We start from the raw sequence: 15,629 nt of genomic DNA, 5'->3' as shown, positions 1-15,629 counted from the left end.
GCCAGGCGACGCAGCATGGGGGTGCGAGCAACGCGTTACGACGCCATTCGGGCTCTCATGCGAAAATCCCGGCGCCTCTGCGCCGATCCTGCAATGCCAAGCGCCTCACGATATTTGGCCACTGTGCGTCGCTGGATGGCGATACCGCTTTGCTGAAGCATTAGGGTAATTGCCTCATCGGACAGGATCGCCTCAGCGGTCTCGGCTGAAACGACTTGCCTGATCCGGTTCTTGATCGCCTCGGCACTCGTCTGGTCCGATTCATCGCCCAGTCCGGTGGAAAAGAACCGCCGCAAAGGAACAACACCATGCGGCGTGCCGATCATGCGTGTCGCTGTGACGCGACTGACGGTGCTTTCATGAAGCCCCGTCACCTCGGCAATGCGGGCCAGAGTCAGAGGGCGCAGGGCGTCGATACCGTCATGCAGGAACAGGATCTGATGACGCGCGATTGCGGTGCAGATCAGCAGAAGCGAGCGGGCACGCTGCTCGACAGCGCGTAACAGATTTTGCGCCTCCTGCTTTTTTTCCTGAGCCCAGCCACGGGCTTCGCGATCAGCGGTCTGTAACCGGTTGTACAGGCGTTCATCAATCGTCAGCCCCGGCCATGTGGCCTCGTTGAGCGCAACAATCGGCTCTCCCTCAACGAGATGAATGAACAGATCCGGCGCGGGCTCGGGAGGCGGGGGCTCAAGGCCCGCACCGGGTCTGGGATCGCAGCTCCGTAATTCCTGCAACAGCTCGGCATAGTCCTGGCTGTCGAGGCCACAGGCTTTTTGCAGGCGCTCATGCTCGCCTCGGGCGAGCCAGTCGAGATGACCCATTAGCGTCGCAACCGCGGGATCATGACGGTTCCGCGCTTTGAACTGTGCGGCGAGGCATTCAGCCAGTGACGTGGCAAAACACCCGGCTGGCTCGAAAAGCAGCATGATACCGCGCACCTGCTCAATGCTTTCCACCGCTGCGCCGGTCATTGCAGCGAGATCGGGTATCGGGGTATCAAGGCGTCCCGATTCATCCATCGCGTCGAGCAGGGTCAGAGCAATATGACGCTCGGCGGGCTGCGCGAAGGCCTCGTTGATCTGCCAGAGAAACTGGTCAAGGCGTGTCGGAGCAGGGGCCGATGGCTCACGGTTGGTCAGTTCGTCACTGTCGTACACGCCATGACGAAGAATGGGGTCATCATCCCAGGAGGCGGCATCGCGCCAGTCACTGGCATCAGGCTCGAGATCGCCCGGCAGATCGCCATCCCGCCAGTCCGGGTGGGTCATTGTGTCGGGTTCCGTGCTGCCGGCTTCTCCCGCAGGGGGGCTGACAAGCAGGAGCGGATTGGCTTCGGCCAAAAGAGAGAGTTCGGCCAGCAATTCATGGTTCGAAAGCTGCAACAGGCCGATCGCCTGCTGCAACTCCGCGGTCATGACAAGACCGGCGGTCTGACGCGCCTGAAGCGAGAGGCGCGCCATCAGGACTCAGAGGGAGAAATTTTCTCCCAGATAGACGCGTCGTACGTCCTCATTGGCCACGATCTCCTCGGGGATGCCTTCCATCAGCACCTGACCCGAGTGCATGATATAGGCCCGGTCGATGACCTCAAGGGTTTCGCGAACGTTATGATCTGTAATCAGCACGCCGATGCCGCGGTCCTTGAGGTGGGACACCAGATCGCGGATTTCACCCACGGCAATAGGGTCGATACCGGCCAGAGGTTCATCAAGCAGAATGTAGTTCGGCTGGCTGGCGAGGGCGCGGGCAATTTCAAGACGGCGTCGTTCGCCGCCTGAGAGGGCCAGAGAGGGCGAGTGACGCAGATGCGATATACCGAACTCGGCCAGCAGCCCATCCAGCATGGTCTGACGTCGGTCATAATCGGGCTCGACCACTTCCAGCGCCGCGAGAATGTTCTGCTCGACATTGAGGCCGCGGAAAATGCTGGCTTCCTGGGGGAGATAGCCAATACCGAGCCGTGCACGACGATACATGGGCAGCTGGGTAATATCGGCGCCATCGAGGGTGATGGTCCCTGTGTCAGGCTGAACCAGACCCACAATCATATAAAAGCTCGTCGTCTTGCCTGCACCGTTTGGCCCCAGAAGGCCGACGGCCTCGCCACGCTGCACCTGGATCGAGACGTTTCGGACCACCTGGCGCTTCTTGTAGCTCTTGCCGATGCCGTGCGCGATCAGTCCTGTCTGCACGGTGGGATCATCGTGGATCTGCTGCAGGATGACGGTCTCGTTGTCGCTCATCAATGCGCGTCTCCGGGCTTGCTGCTGCCAGCTTCATTGGGGATGACCAGACCTTCGATACGCTGGCCGGGTGCGGGGTTCATAATGGCAACGCCCGTTTTCATGTTCACGATGGCCGAGGCGCCGTTATTCTGGTTCTGGCCACTCGTCACATGCACATGGCCGATAAGCCGCGCCATCTGCGTGTCGAATACATAGACGCCCCTGTCACCTGTCGCGGTTTCATTAGGGGTGCGCAGCATGACATGGCCCCAGGCATAGGCGCGATCGAGCTTCGAGCTACGAGCGGTGCCATCGCCACCCGGTGCTGGCGTAGGGGCAGGATTCGCGCCGGCGGGGGGCGTGGGATCCGGCTTGCTGAACGCGACCAGCACATCTGCCTTGATGCGCTTGCCGTCATTGGTGGTCACGGTGGCATCGCCACGACCGACCGACATACGGGTCTGGCTGTGATATTCCATCACATCGCGCGCGGTCATCACATCCTGCGGCGTGGTCAGCTTGAGCGCCTTGCCCGTCATGACGAGAACGCCCTGATCGATGTCGTAAAGCGCCTTGTCGCCCCAGGCCTGATCGGTGCTGGTATAGATATGAACGTGCCCGATGGCCTCCATGCGATAGAGCTCCATCGATCCGCCCATGGCGCCGTCATCGCCGGGCTTTTTCTCGCCGTCCTGCTGTGCTGAATCGTCCTGCGGCTTGGGGGCGTTGGGATCGGGTGCCTTCTTGCGCAGAAAACCGATCAGCTGATCCGCATCAATCGTCACGTCGCCGCGAACAGCGCGCGCCTGATCGACGAAAGTGACCGTCTGGGCATCGTGATCATAGGTCTGGGGACCAGCGGAGCTGATATTGACCTGCTCGCCATGCGACATGTCGAGCGCCTGGGCCTGAGCCTGCGGGCAAAGGAGGGCCTCAAGCGAGACGCCGGCAAGAGGAAGACCCACAAGGAGCGAACCCAGGGTCAGGGCGGGAATGAGGCGGCGCATCATGGGGCCTTCTGCGTGGAGGAGGTGCGGGCAGGGGAGGTGAGCGAGGGCATGGCATCCTGACGGTCATCATTGCGTATGACACGCTGCGGCCCCACGAATTGCAGAAGATTGGCGTGCTGGTCGATAAAATAGCCCTGGGCGTCGAGTATGCCAAATGGCCCCTCGGCATGGACCCAGTCATTCGACGCGATCACGCTGCGATGAAGGTCGATATCGGCGGTCAGACCATTCAGCAGCGTTCCGTCGTCCCTGTAAAGCACGACATGGTCGGTCAGATTGAGCGTCTGCTCATGCTGCATGTAAACGCCCTTGTCCGCCTTGATTTCGGCCCAGCCGCCGCCCGCCATATGCGTATCGGCTACCGGATCGACCAGATCGACACGATCGGGGCCGTTCTGATGGGCGACGCGTGCCGTGATCATATAAGGGCGGTTATGGGCATCAAGGCCGCGATAGATGGCCCCTTCGAGATTACCGCTTTCGACCCGCATCTGCGCCATTTCCTGCATGACGGCACGGTTGGCACTGAGCCAGCGCGCGATTTCCGGCCAGACAGCGATCGAGCCGAGAAGAACAGCGGCCGTGAGCGGAAGCGCCCATTTTGCCGTGTCGAGCAGGCGGCGGCGCGAGGCAAGGTCCGACGATGTCGGGATATTGCGCTGGCGGGACTGTCCCTGTTCACGCATGGCCTCGCGCAGGGCGGCAAGCTTTGCCGCATCACGCGCAAAATCCTCACGTTGAGGCGGCTTGCGAGCCTCATTGTCGGTTGTTTGCGTCATGCAATGCCTGTGCGGAGCAAATCGTGAAGGTGGATGATCCCCACTGGCCGCTTTGTCTCGTCCAGTACAAAGAGACTGTTGATGGGCTTGCGCCCGGAGGTCATCAGATGAATGACCTCCTGCGCGAGAACATCGCCGTGGGTCGTGATCGGCGCGCAATTCATGATTTCGCCTGCTGTGGTCCTGTCCAGATTGCGCATGAGGGCGGGGCGCAGATCACCGTCGCTGATGAGGCCTATGAGAACGCCGTCAGCATCAACGATGCCAATACACCCGAATGCCTTTCGTGTCATTTCGATGATGACGCCGGAAAGTGGCATGTCAGCCGTACCAAGTGGCATGGAGGCACCCTCATGCATCAGTCTGCGTATGGGCCTCAGCAACGCACCCAGAGAACCGCCAGGATGGAAGGCGCTGAAATCATTGGCCGTAAATCCGCGGCGTTCGAGCAGGGCAACGGCGAGGGCATCCCCCAGGGCGAGCTGCATGACCGTGCTTGTCGTTGGTGCCAACCCCATCGGGCAGGCCTCCTTGCTGCGTGGAAGGCACAGCACGATGCTGCTGGACCGGGCAAGCGTTGAGCCGGGTGACGATGTCATGCCGATGATGGTGATGGCATGGCGGGCGGCATGTTCGAGAAGGGCGGCCAGTTCGGCTGTTTCACCGGATTGCGACAGAAGCAGCATGACATCGCGCGCCTCGATCATCCCGAGGTCGCCATGGGCTGCCTCAGCAGGATGAACGAAGATGGCCGAAGTGCCGGTTGAAGCGAGGGTTGCCTGGATTTTTCTGCCTATATGGCCCGATTTGCCGATGCCGGAAACCACGACGCGCCCTTTCGTGGTGGCGATACAGGCAACGGCCTCGCTGAAATGGTTCCCCATCGCCTCTGGCAAGGCGAGCGCGGATTGCAGCGCGGCCAGTCCGGCGGCCTCGGCGGCAAGGGTGGCCTGGGCACTCTCGATTGCCGCGTTGCGGGCGTGCTCGGAATCGGTAATCAAAGCGGAGCTGGAACGTGAAAGCTCGGTCATGCGTCCTCTTCCCGCTTTGCTGGCCTCAGGTCAATTACCCTGCCATGCCAAGCAAGGCGTTTCTATGACACGCCATGCGGATTTCGCATTGGCAGGAGCAGAGCAGAAGGGGAAGTGTCTGAGGCCTCAGGCGCGATGAGAGAAGATATCGGGCTCTTCATAGCCCAGTATATCGAGCTGCCCACGGGCTGGCAGGAAGTCGTAGCAGGCCTGGGCAAGCTCGCGACGGCCTTCACGGACGAGCAGGGCCTCAAGCTTGGCCCATAGCGCATGCAGATGAAGCACGTCCGAAGCCGCGTAAGCCAGTTGCTCGGGGGTGAGAACCTCGGAGCCCCAGTCGGATGTCTGCTGCTGCTTGGCCAGATCGACGCCCAGCAACTCGCGGCACAGATGCGCCAGACCATGACGATCGGTAAAGGTGCGCACCAGACGCGCCGCGATCTTGGTGCAGATGACGGGCGCCACCTTGATGCCGAGCGCGTGCTGAAGCAGTGCCACGTCGAAGCGGGCGAAATGCATGAGCTTTGTCACGCTTTCATCAGCCATGAGCGCCTTGAGATTCGGGCAGTCCTCATAGCGACCGCCCAGCGATTTCGGACGGATCTGCACCAGATGGGCCTCGCCATCACCGGCGGAAAGCTGCACGAGGCACAGACGGTCGCGATGCGGGTTGAGGCCCATGGCTTCGGTATCGACGGCGACGACCGGACCCAGATCGAAATCGTCGGGGAGATCACCATCGTAAAGATGGATCGAAGCGCTTGGTGCGGCCATGTCTGGAAAACCCTGGGGCTAGAAAAAACGGAAGCCGACGATTTCTCGTCGGCTTTTCCGTTTTTCGTATGGTGCCCAGAAGAAGACTCGAACTTCCACGTCCTTGCGGACACAGGTACCTGAAACCTGCGCGTCTACCAATTCCGCCATCTGGGCTCAGAGGCTGTCCGGGGCGCCGTTTTTTTTTCGGCATCCCGTTCGGTGAGGTGGCGTTTACCGGTGGATGTGGGGGGCGTCAACACCCCCCGTTGAAAAAAGAGGATTTTTTATGGAAAACTCGGTCATCACCTTATTCGGCGGCAATGGCTTCATCGGGCGCTCACTCGTGCGCCAGCTCGTCGCGAAGGGGCATCATGTCCGCGTGGCCTCACGTGCACCGCACAAGGCAGGCTCTCTTGTCGCCGAATCACCGCCGGGAACGGTCTTGCCTGTTTATGCCTCGGTGACGGATCGTGCGTCGGTGCGTGCAGCCCTGCAGGGTGCCGGGGCGGCCATCAATCTGGTCTCGATTCTCACAGAGAAGGGCGGGGCGAGTTTCCAGCGCATGAACGCCGAGGCACCGGAACGCGTGGCTGAAGAGGCGCGTGCTGCTGGCGCGAAGCGATTCGTTCAGGTTTCGGCCATCGGTGCTGCGCCTGATTCGCCTTCACGTTACGGGCGTAGCAAGGCAGAGGGCGAGCGCAGGGTCAAAGCCGCCTTCCCCGAGGCGACAATCCTGCGCCCAAGTGTTGTGTTCGGTCCGCAGGACAGCTTTCTGCGTATGTTTGGCCTCATGGCAAAAGTCCTGCCTGTCCTGCCTGTCTACTTTCCCGAGACCCGCCTTCAGCCCGTCTATGTCGAGGATGTCGCGAAGGCTGCCGCGCTCGCCCTGACGGAAAGTGGTCTGGGTGGAAGGCTGTTCGAGCTCGGCGGCCCCGATCGTCTCACGATGGCCGAGATCATGGCCTTCGTAGCGGAGTCCGTGGGGCGCACACCCCGGCTCCTGACGGTGCCGGAGCGTGTCGCGCAGGTACAGGCCAGTGTGATGGAGGTTCTGCCGGGTAAGCTGCTGACGCGGGATCAGCTCGCGATGCTTTCGCAGGACAATATCGTGTCATCCGGGGCTGAGACCCTCGAAACCCTCGGAGTCGTTCCCCGGAGTGTGTATGATGTGGCACCGGAATATCTGAGCCAAATCAGCGTGTTGAGAATGGTTCGCAAATAAAAGGTCCGTTCCGGACCTAATAATGCGATATTTCTGTGTGTTCGCGCCATAAATCGTCAATATGACCGGCGATAGGTAAGCATTGGTTACTTATACGGTTCGTGAGCTTGTCTTACCTGTCCGTCATGTTTTTCGAGCGGGGCGACATGCGTCCGCTCGCCCTTGGGGAGAACGTGTCGTGGCCGAACGTATGCTGCAATTTGTGTCATTGCCGCAGGAGATGCCTGAGAAGCGTGACGCTGCCGAACGCCGTGAGGATTTCGGCGAAATCTACCGCGCTTTCGCAGTCGATCATGCCGAGCGTCAGGCCAGCCGTTGCTCGCAATGCGGCGTACCTTTCTGTTCGGTCCATTGCCCCTTGGGCAACAACATTCCCGACTGGCTGAAGCTGACGGCCGAGAACCGTCTGGAAGAAGCCTATCGTCTTTCTTCGGCGACAAACACCTTTCCTGAGATCTGCGGGCGCATCTGCCCGCAGGATCGTCTGTGCGAGGGCAATTGCGTCATCCAGAAGGATTTCGAGGCGGTCACGATCGGTGCCGTCGAGAAGTTCATCACTGAAACGGCTTTCGAACAGGGCTGGGTCAAACCGCGCCTGCCGTCTCGCGAGCGTTCACAGAGCATCGGCGTGGTCGGCGCCGGTCCGGCCGGGCTCGCTGCGGCAGAATGGCTGCGCGCCCTTGGCTATCAGGTTCATGTCTATGACCGTCATGATCGCGTCGGCGGGCTGATGGTCTATGGCATCCCGAGCTTCAAGCTGGAAAAGCACGTGCTGGCCCGTCGCCATGAGTTGCTCGAGGCACAGGGCATTGTCTTCCATCTCTCCACCCCCATTGGGGAAGGTGAGGGCGGCCTTTCCTTCGAGGCGCTTCGTGAGAAACACGATGCGGTCTTTCTGGGGACGGGCGTCTATCGCTCACGTGAGGTAGCCGTGCCGGGCAGCGGACTGGGCGGTGTGGTTCAGGCGCTCGATTTCCTTACGGCGTCCAACCGCCGTGGTTATCATGAGACGCCAGGCGATGATGCTGTGCTGCACGCCAGGGGCAAGCATGTGGTGGTGATCGGTGGTGGTGATACGGCCATGGATTGCGTGCGCACCTCCATCCGTCAGGGTGCTGAAAAAGTGACCTGCCTTTATCGCCGTGACCGCGCCAATATGCCCGGCTCGGTGCAGGAAGTGAAAAACGCCGAGGAAGAAGGCGTGAACTTCGCCTGGCTTGCGGCTCCCGAGGCATTCCTCGGCGATGGTACCGTCAGCGGCGTGCGCGCCCACAAGATGCGGCTGAGCCTGCCCGATGCTTCAGGCCGCCAGTCGGTCGAAGCCGTGCCGGAAAGCAGTTTCGTGATCGAGGCCGATCTGGTGATCAAGGCGCTTGGGTTCGACCCAGAGGATCTGCCGGGTGACTGGAATGCGCCGGAGCTGGCCGTGACCAAATGGGGCACGCTCAAGGTCACACCGGGACGTTTCGAGACCAGCGTGCCGGGCGTTTTCGCAGGCGGCGATATCGTGCGCGGAGCCTCGCTTGTGGTCTGGGCCATTCGCGACGGACGCGAGGCAGCAGCCGAAATGCACCAATTCCTCTCTGGCACAGAGAGCATGACATCAGACCATGCCGCACAGGCAGTGGCGGCGGAGTAAGGGCCATGACCGAGAAGAGCTTCATCCAGTCCTATCAGGACAATGTCCGCGCCCTCGAAGGCCTTTATGACCCGACCATGGAGCGTGATGCCTGCGGCGTCGGGCTCGTGGCGGCACTGGACGGCAAGCGCCGTCGTGACGTGGTTCTGGCCGGTATCGCGGCGCTCAAGGCGCTCTGGCATCGCGGTGCGGTCGACGCCGATGGCAAGACCGGCGACGGTGCGGGCATCCATGTCGAGATCCCGCAGGATTTCTTCGCCGAGGCGATTCACAGCGCCGGTGATGACCATATCGAGGGTCGTATTGCCGTTGGCATGATCTTCCTGCCCAAGACCGATCTGGCCGCGCAGGAAGCAGGACGAGCGATCATCGAAAGCGAGATCCTCGATTTCGGTTATGGCATCTATGGCTGGCGTCAGGTGCCGATCGACACGGCCTGTATCGGTGAGAAGGCCAATGCGACGCGTCCCGAGATCGAGCAGATCATGGTGCGTAACCGCCTGAACCGTTCGGAAGCTGATTTCGAGCGCGATCTTTACGTCATCCGTCGTCGTATCGAGAAGGCCGCGGCAGCTGCGCAGGTCGATCTCTATGTATGTTCGCTGTCATGTCGTTCGCTCATCTACAAGGGCATGTTCCTTGCCGAGAACCTGACGGATTTCTATCCCGATCTGCTGGACGAGCGTTTCGTCTCGCGCTTTGCGATCTACCACCAGCGGTACTCGACCAATACCTTCCCGACCTGGAAGCTGGCCCAGCCTTTCCGCCGTCTGGCGCATAATGGTGAAATCAACACGCTTTCCGGTAACGTGAACTGGATGCGCAGCCACGAGACGCGCCTCGCGAATGCCGAACTTGACCCCTATATGAGCGATCTCAAGCCGGTCGTTCAGGCGGCGGGCTCAGATACCGCCATGTTCGACAACGTGTTCGAGCTGCTCACCCATGCCGGGCGCGATGCCCCCATGGCCAAGACGCTGATGGTGCCTGCCAGTGCCGGTGGCAATGCCGCTATGACTGACAAGCATCGGGCGCTGTTCTCCTACTGCAATGCCGTGATGGAACCATGGGACGGCCCTGCCGCTATCTGTGCGACCGATGGGCGCTGGGTTGTTGCCGGTCTTGACCGCGCGGGTCTGCGCCCGCTGCGCTACACCATCACGCAGGACGATCTGCTGATCGTGGGTTCCGAAGCCGGTATGGTGCGCGTGCAGGACGCCAATACGCGCATGAAGGGGCGCCTCGGGCCGGGCGAGACGCTGGGTCTCGACCTGCAGGAAGCCAAGCTCTACGCGCCGCAGGAACTGCTTGATCTTCTGGCCGAGCGTCAGGACTTCACCGCCTGGACGAAGCATATTCGCAATATCAGCTCCGTTGTGCGGGGCGATGTCGCCGAGCCGGTCCTGTTCAGCGCCGATCAGCTGCGCCGACGCCAGCTGGCCATGAGCCTGACGCATGAGGAAATGGAGACCATTCTCCATCCCATGGTCGAGACATCGGCAGAAGCCATTGGCTCGATGGGTGACGACACACCGCTTCAGGTTCTGTCGAGCACCTATCGCGGCTTGGCCCATTACTTCCGTCAGGGCTTCAGTCAGGTCACGAACCCGCCTATCGATTCCCTGCGCGAAATGAACGTGATGAGCCTCGTCACGCGCCTTGGCAATCTGGGCAACATTCTCGACCAGTCGCCCGAGCAGTGCGACCTGTTGCAATTGCCAAGCCCTGTGCTCACCACGGGTGAGTTCGAGGCGCTGCGCAATTTCTGTGGCAAGGATGGTGCGACGGTCGATTGCACCTTCCGCGCCGCCGATGGCGAGGCCGGGCTGCGCGACGCCATCGCGCGCATCCGTCACGAGGCCGAGGATTATGTGCGCGGTGGCTGCACCCATCTCTTCCTCTCCGATGAGGGGCAGAACGAGGAGCGCGTCGCGATCCCGATGATCCTCGCGACCGCTGCCGTACATATCCACCTCGTGCGTCAGTCGCTGCGCACCTTCACCTCGCTCAATGTCCGTTCCTCCGATGTAATGGACGTGCATGGCATGGCGGTGACGGTGGGTGTTGGGGCAACCACGGTGAACCCCTATCTGGCTCAGGAATGTATCGCCGACCGCTTGCAGCGCGGCCTGTTTGGCGATCTTACCCTGCGCGAGGCAGTGGAGCGTTATCGCAAGGCGCTCGACAAGGGTCTACTCAAGATCATGTCGAAATCCGGCATTTCCATCGTTTCGGCCTATCGCGGTGGTTATAATTTCGAGGCCATTGGCCTGTCGCGCGCGCTCGTGGCCGAGTTCTTCCCCGGCATGCCGTCGCGCATCTCGGGCATCGGTCTGCCCGGTCTGGCCCGCAATGCGCTCAAGGCGCATGAAACGGCCTATGCGGGCGGTGTGGACGCCCTGCCGATTGGCGGTCTGTACAAGCTGCGTCGCAAGGGCGAGGTTCACGCCTTCAGCGGCCAGCTCATTCACATGCTCCAGACGGCCGTCTCGACCGACAGCTTCTCACTGTTCAAGCGTTACGCCGATGCCGTGCGTCGCCAGCCGCCGACCGCTCTGCGCGATCTGCTCGATTTCCGCCGCGTGCGCGAGCCGATCCCGGTGGAAGATGTCGAGAGCATCACCTCCATCCGCCGTCGTCTCGTGGCACCGGGCATCTCGCTCGGCGCACTGAGCCCGGAAGCGCATGAGACGCTCGCAATCGCCATGAACCGTATCGGCGCGAAGTCGGATTCAGGCGAGGGTGGTGAGGACGCGTCGCGCTTCACGCCGCGTGAGAATGGCGACAATGCCAGCTCGAAAATCAAGCAGGTGGCCTCGGGGCGCTTTGGTGTCACGGCGGAATATCTGAATAATTGCAGCGAGATCGAGATCAAGGTCGCTCAGGGTGCCAAGCCGGGCGAGGGCGGGCAGCTGCCCGGTTTCAAGGTGACGGAACTCATCGGCAAGCTGCGCCATGCCACACCTGGCGTGACGCTCATTTCGCCGCCGCCGCATCATGACATCTATTCCATCGAGGATCTGGCTCAGCTCATCTACGACCTGAAGCAGATCAACCCGGAGGCGACTGTCACGGTCAAGCTTGTGGCCCGTACCGGCATTGGCACGATTGCTGCTGGCGTGGCCAAGGCGAAGGCGGATGCGATCATGATCTCGGGCCATTGCGGTGGCACGGGGGCGAGCCCACAATCCTCCATCAAATATGCGGGCCTGCCCTGGGAAATGGGGCTGACCGAAGCCAATCAGGTGCTGACACTCAACCGTCTGCGCCATCGCGTGACCCTGCGTACCGATGGCGGTCTCAAGACCGGGCGTGATGTGGTGATGGCCGCCATGCTGGGTGCCGAGGAATTCGGCATCGGGACAGCGGCGCTCGTTGCCATGGGCTGCATCATGGTGCGCCAGTGCCATTCCAATACCTGCCCGGTGGGCGTGTGCGTTCAGGATGAGGCGCTGCGCGCCAAGTTCGAGGGCACACCCGAGAAGGTGATCAATCTGTTCTCCTTCATTGCCGAGGACGTACGCAACATCCTGGCCGAGCTTGGCTTCAAGAGCGTCGAGGAAATCATCGGCCGCACCGATCTGCTGCGTCAGGTCTCGCGCGGTGCGGATTATCTGGACGATCTGGATCTGAACTCACTGCTGGTTCAGGCCGATCCGGGGCCGGATGCACGTTATTGTACCCGTGAGGGCCGCAACGAGGTGCCGGAGACGCTCGACGCTCAGGTCATCGCCGATGCCACACCACTGTTCGATCATCGCGAGAAGCTGCATCTGCACTACACGGTGCAGAACACGCATCGCGCCATCGGCACGCGTGTTTCGTCGCTGATCACCCGCAAATTCGGCATGAAGACCCTGCCTGAGGGGCATCTGACCCTGCGCCTGCGTGGCTCGGCAGGTCAGTCGCTGGGTGCTTTCGCAGTGCAGGGTCTCAAGCTCGATGTCGTGGGTGATGCGAACGACTACGTTGGCAAGGGCCTGTCGGGTGGCACCATTGTCGTTCGTCCGTCCCCCACTGCACCGTGGCGGTCGGAAGACAACGCAATCATTGGCAATACCGTGCTTTACGGTGCCACTGCCGGGTCGCTTTTCGCAGCCGGGCAGGCAGGCGAGCGCTTCGCTGTGCGTAACTCGGGTGCGACAGCTGTGGTCGAGGGCTGTGGTTCTAATGGCTGTGAGTACATGACTGGCGGGACAGTCGTGATCCTCGGCCATATCGGCGATAATTTCGGTGCCGGCTTTACGGGCGGCATGGCCTTCGTTCTCGACAAGGAAGAGATGTTCGAGCGCCGCGTGAACCCGGATACGCTTCTCTGGGCGCGTATCGAGCCCGGCAGCGTATGGGAAGAGAACCTCCGTTCGCTCGTGCAGCGTCATGCCGATGAGACCGGCAGCGCCTATGCAGCCGAGCTTCTGCATCGTTGGGATCGAGTACTGTCGCAGTTCTGGCAAGTCGTTCCGCGCGATTATGCCCGCATCATCGGCTACGAACTGCCGGGCAAGCAGGAGGCGCTTTCCGCCTGAGCGGACAGGGCATTACGGGATCGCTTGAGGCGACGCCCATAATGCCCATTCATAGCCAAACAGGCATATATTGCCTCTGAATATCTATTTTATTACCGAAAAGTCATTCGGTAGGGTCTAGCCCTCTCCCTCGGTCAGTAGATCGCAGGGTCTCTTCTTTGAGGGTTATTCATGCCGTCTCAAGTCTCGACTTCAAAGGGCGCGGCGTCATCGGTTGCCGCTCTGGCCCTGTTATCAAGCGTCTTTTTCATGTGGGGCTTTGCGACTGTCCTCAACGACATTCTCGTTCCCCACCTGAAGGCTGCTTTCTCGCTCGACTACACCGCCTCCCTTCTGGTGCAGTTCTGCTTCTATCTCGGCTATCTGGTCATATCCCTGCCTGCCTCGCGTCTTGTTTCGGTCCTTGGCTACAAGAACGCGGTCATTCTCGGGCTTGTCGGCATGGCAGCGTCCTGCCTGCTCTTCATCCCGGCCAGCGCGTTTTTCTCCTACGGGTTTTTTCTAGTCGCGCTGTTCCTGCTGGCTGCGGCCATCACGCTACTTCAGGTTGCAGCCAATCCGTATGTGGTGGTGATTGGTGATGAGGCCTCGGCTTCGAGCCGCCTGACAATGGTTCAGGCGTTCAATTCGCTCGGCACGACGCTTGCGCCGCTGTTTGGCGGCATCCTGATCTTCGGGCGCAGCCATGAGAACTCGACAGGCGGCCAGCTTGCCGAGACGGCGGGGCAACACATCCAGGATGCCCAGATGGTGCAATTGCCTTACGGGCTGATCGCCCTCGTGTTGCTGGCCATGGCGCTGGTTGTCTGGCGTTTCCCACTACCGTCCATCGATGCGGGCAGCCGCAAGGTGGCAACCTCCGGGACGCAGCACAGTGTGTGGCGTCATCGCAATCTGTTCTGGGGCGTGCCCGCCATATTCCTCTACATGATCTGCGAGATTGGCATTGGCAGCACACTGGTGAATTTCATCTCACAAAAACAGATTGGCGATATGAGCCATGCCCAGGCAGCGCATTACGTGGCCTTTTTCTGGGGTGGGGCCATGGTGGGGCGTTTTGTCGGTGCGGCCCTCATGCGGCGTGTTAGCCCGCATCTGATGCTAGGTCTCGCCAGCCTTGCCGGGGCCATGCTCGTTCTGGTGGTGGTCTCGTCGAGTGGTGGGCTTGCCATGTGGGCCTTGCTCCTGACCGGGCTGTGCCATTCCATCATGTTCCCCACGATCTTTTCGCTTGGTGTTGCGGAACTCGGCCCACAAACAGAGCAGGGGGCAGGGTGGCTTATCATGGCGATCGCCGGTGGGGCAGCGGCGATATTCCAGGGCGTGCTGGCAGACCATATCGGTCTATCCCTGTCTTATCTCCTGCCCTTCGCCTGTTACCTCTATCTTCTTTTCTATGCCAGCTGGGGTTCCGTGCCGCGCCGCCATGCGTCGGTAACCCGGGAGACGATATCATGATCAGGATTGCGGTTATCGGCGTCGGGCAGATTGCGCGTCAGCAGCATCTCCCCGCCCTTGCTGCGAGTGCGGCCTATCATCTGGCGGCGGCGGTATCACCCGTGCCGGTCACGATGGAGGTGCCGGTATTTGCATCCATAGAGGCCTTGATCGAAAGTCATCTCGACATCGATGCCGTCGCTATCTGCACGCCGCCTTCCATGCGTTATGATCTCGCCATGCAGGCGCTTGAGGCGGGGTGGCATGTGCTGCTCGAAAAGCCTCCGACCCTGACGCGCAGCCAGGCGCAGGCGCTGCTGGCCGAAGCGCGTCAGCGTGGACTCACTCTGTTTGCAGCATGGCATTCGGTTCATGCGGCGGCGGTGCCGAATGTTGCAGCTTTGCTGAAAGAGAATGACCCGGTCAGGGTGGAGATCAGCTGGAAGGAAAATGCCGATAAATGGCATCCCGGCGCGGACTGGCTCTGGCGTCCGGGCGCGCTGGGGGTTTTCGACGCAGGGATCAATGCCCTGTCCATTCTCTGTGCCGTCAGCCCCGAGGCGCTCGTTTTCGAGCAGGCCTCGCTCGATTTCTTTGCGCAGCAGCAGGCACCGGCGCGGGCCCGTCTCGCCCTTGTCGGTGCGCGGACCCGTTGCCCCGTATCGGCCAGTTTCGACTGGCGGCATGAGCGGGAAAACGAGATCTGGGAAATTATCTGGACGATGCCGGATGGGGTGCAGCTTCTTATGTCGGAAGGGGGCGCGAGGCTTTCTCTGGGAGGGAAGATGATGCCTCTCGCCGAGAGCCGCGAATATGACGGGGTGTATGACAGCTTTGCGGCGCTGATTACGGCGCAGGACTGCGCTCTCGATCTGAGACCGCTGGATATTGTGACAGAGTCATTAGCCTATGGGACACGCCATCACCGGCCAGATGATTTTCAATAAATATGTAATACAATTTGTCAGATAGGCCGATCGTCTGTGTTCGCTAGCCTGTGG

The 15,629-nt window shown here is 61.0% G+C and carries 11 protein-coding genes and 1 tRNA gene; 5 read left to right on the top strand and 7 right to left on the bottom strand.

All coding sequences use genetic code 11. From position 1 onward, the window contains the following. Positions 1–35 precede the first annotated feature (35 nt). The 7 genes from rpoN to ED655_RS11135 form a co-directional block, all read right to left on the bottom strand. On the bottom strand, positions 36–1,463 hold the full coding sequence (gene rpoN / locus ED655_RS11165; protein ID WP_122050213.1) for an RNA polymerase factor sigma-54: 1,428 nt from the start codon (positions 1,461–1,463) through the stop codon (positions 36–38). Positions 1,464–1,469: 6 nt separating this feature from the next. Continuing rightward, positions 1,470–2,246, bottom strand: coding sequence for an LPS export ABC transporter ATP-binding protein (gene lptB / locus ED655_RS11160; protein WP_023978504.1), 777 nt, complete (start codon positions 2,244–2,246; stop codon positions 1,470–1,472). Next, positions 2,246–3,235 (bottom strand): LptA/OstA family protein, encoded by a 990-nt coding sequence (locus ED655_RS11155; RefSeq protein WP_122050330.1) that lies wholly within the window; start codon positions 3,233–3,235, stop codon positions 2,246–2,248. Before ED655_RS11155 ends, lptB begins: the two co-directional genes overlap by 1 nt. Next, entirely contained in the window at positions 3,235–4,017 is a 783-nt protein-coding gene (lptC, locus tag ED655_RS11150) for an LPS export ABC transporter periplasmic protein LptC (RefSeq protein ID WP_122050212.1), read from the bottom strand. Before lptC ends, ED655_RS11155 begins: the two co-directional genes overlap by 1 nt. Continuing rightward, a complete protein-coding gene (locus ED655_RS11145) occupies positions 4,014–5,048 on the bottom strand; it encodes a KpsF/GutQ family sugar-phosphate isomerase (protein WP_122050211.1) in 1,035 nt (344 codons plus the stop codon). Before ED655_RS11145 ends, lptC begins: the two co-directional genes overlap by 4 nt. Positions 5,049–5,174: 126 nt before the next feature. Further along, on the bottom strand, positions 5,175–5,822 hold the full coding sequence (locus ED655_RS11140) for a ribonuclease D (protein WP_122050210.1): 648 nt from the start codon (positions 5,820–5,822) through the stop codon (positions 5,175–5,177). 69 nt (positions 5,823–5,891) lie between these two features. Further along, a tRNA-Leu gene (locus ED655_RS11135) sits at positions 5,892–5,978 on the bottom strand. Positions 5,979–6,090: 112 nt separating this feature from the next. Between ED655_RS11135 and ED655_RS11130 the strand changes: the two genes are divergently transcribed. The 5 genes from ED655_RS11130 (at position 6,091) to ED655_RS11110 (ending at position 15,575) form a co-directional block, all read left to right on the top strand. After that, the gene (locus ED655_RS11130; RefSeq protein ID WP_122050209.1) at positions 6,091–7,026 is read left to right on the top strand and encodes a complex I NDUFA9 subunit family protein; all 936 of its coding nucleotides are present in this window, start codon (positions 6,091–6,093) and stop codon (positions 7,024–7,026) included. 178 nt (positions 7,027–7,204) lie between these two features. Next, a complete protein-coding gene (locus ED655_RS11125) occupies positions 7,205–8,665 on the top strand; it encodes an NAD(P)-dependent oxidoreductase (RefSeq protein WP_122050208.1) in 1,461 nt (486 codons plus the stop codon). 5 nt (positions 8,666–8,670) lie between these two features. Beyond that, positions 8,671–13,191 carry a glutamate synthase large subunit gene (gene gltB / locus ED655_RS11120; RefSeq protein ID WP_062164908.1) on the top strand — a complete coding sequence of 1,507 codons (4,521 nt, stop codon included), beginning with the start codon at positions 8,671–8,673 and terminating at the stop codon, positions 13,189–13,191. A 171-nt stretch (positions 13,192–13,362) separates the two neighbouring features. Beyond that, complete coding sequence (locus ED655_RS11115) at positions 13,363–14,649, top strand: sugar MFS transporter (RefSeq protein ID WP_122050207.1); 1,287 nt, start codon at positions 13,363–13,365, stop codon at positions 14,647–14,649. Next, entirely contained in the window at positions 14,646–15,575 is a 930-nt protein-coding gene (locus ED655_RS11110) for a Gfo/Idh/MocA family protein (RefSeq protein WP_122050206.1), read from the top strand. Before ED655_RS11115 ends, ED655_RS11110 begins: the two co-directional genes overlap by 4 nt. Positions 15,576–15,629 lie beyond the last annotated feature (54 nt).

The sequence above is a fragment of the Asaia bogorensis genome, from assembly GCF_900465345.1.
Classification (GTDB): domain Bacteria; phylum Pseudomonadota; class Alphaproteobacteria; order Acetobacterales; family Acetobacteraceae; genus Asaia; species Asaia bogorensis_A.
The sequence above is the reverse complement of the archived record's forward strand: the minus strand, read 5'-3'. Positions and strand labels throughout refer to the sequence as shown.

Excerpts from the sequence above, each read along its gene's own strand:
- lptB (WP_023978504.1), bottom strand. The coding sequence starts at position 2,246 with ATGAGCGACAACGAGACCGTCATCCTGCAGCAGATCCACGATGATCCC.
- ED655_RS11110 (WP_122050206.1), top strand. The coding sequence starts at position 14,646 with ATGATCAGGATTGCGGTTATCGGCGTCGGGCAGATTGCGCGTCAGCAG.
- ED655_RS11130 (WP_122050209.1), top strand. The coding sequence starts at position 6,091 with ATGGAAAACTCGGTCATCACCTTATTCGGCGGCAATGGCTTCATCGGG.
- ED655_RS11155 (WP_122050330.1), bottom strand. The coding sequence starts at position 3,235 with ATGCGCCGCCTCATTCCCGCCCTGACCCTGGGTTCGCTCCTTGTGGGT.
- ED655_RS11140 (WP_122050210.1), bottom strand. The coding sequence starts at position 5,822 with ATGGCCGCACCAAGCGCTTCGATCCATCTTTACGATGGTGATCTCCCC.
- ED655_RS11145 (WP_122050211.1), bottom strand. The coding sequence starts at position 5,048 with ATGACCGAGCTTTCACGTTCCAGCTCCGCTTTGATTACCGATTCCGAG.
- gltB (WP_062164908.1), top strand. The coding sequence starts at position 8,671 with ATGACCGAGAAGAGCTTCATCCAGTCCTATCAGGACAATGTCCGCGCC.
- lptC (WP_122050212.1), bottom strand. The coding sequence starts at position 4,017 with ATGACGCAAACAACCGACAATGAGGCTCGCAAGCCGCCTCAACGTGAG.
- ED655_RS11115 (WP_122050207.1), top strand. The coding sequence starts at position 13,363 with ATGCCGTCTCAAGTCTCGACTTCAAAGGGCGCGGCGTCATCGGTTGCC.
- rpoN (WP_122050213.1), bottom strand. The coding sequence starts at position 1,463 with ATGGCGCGCCTCTCGCTTCAGGCGCGTCAGACCGCCGGTCTTGTCATG.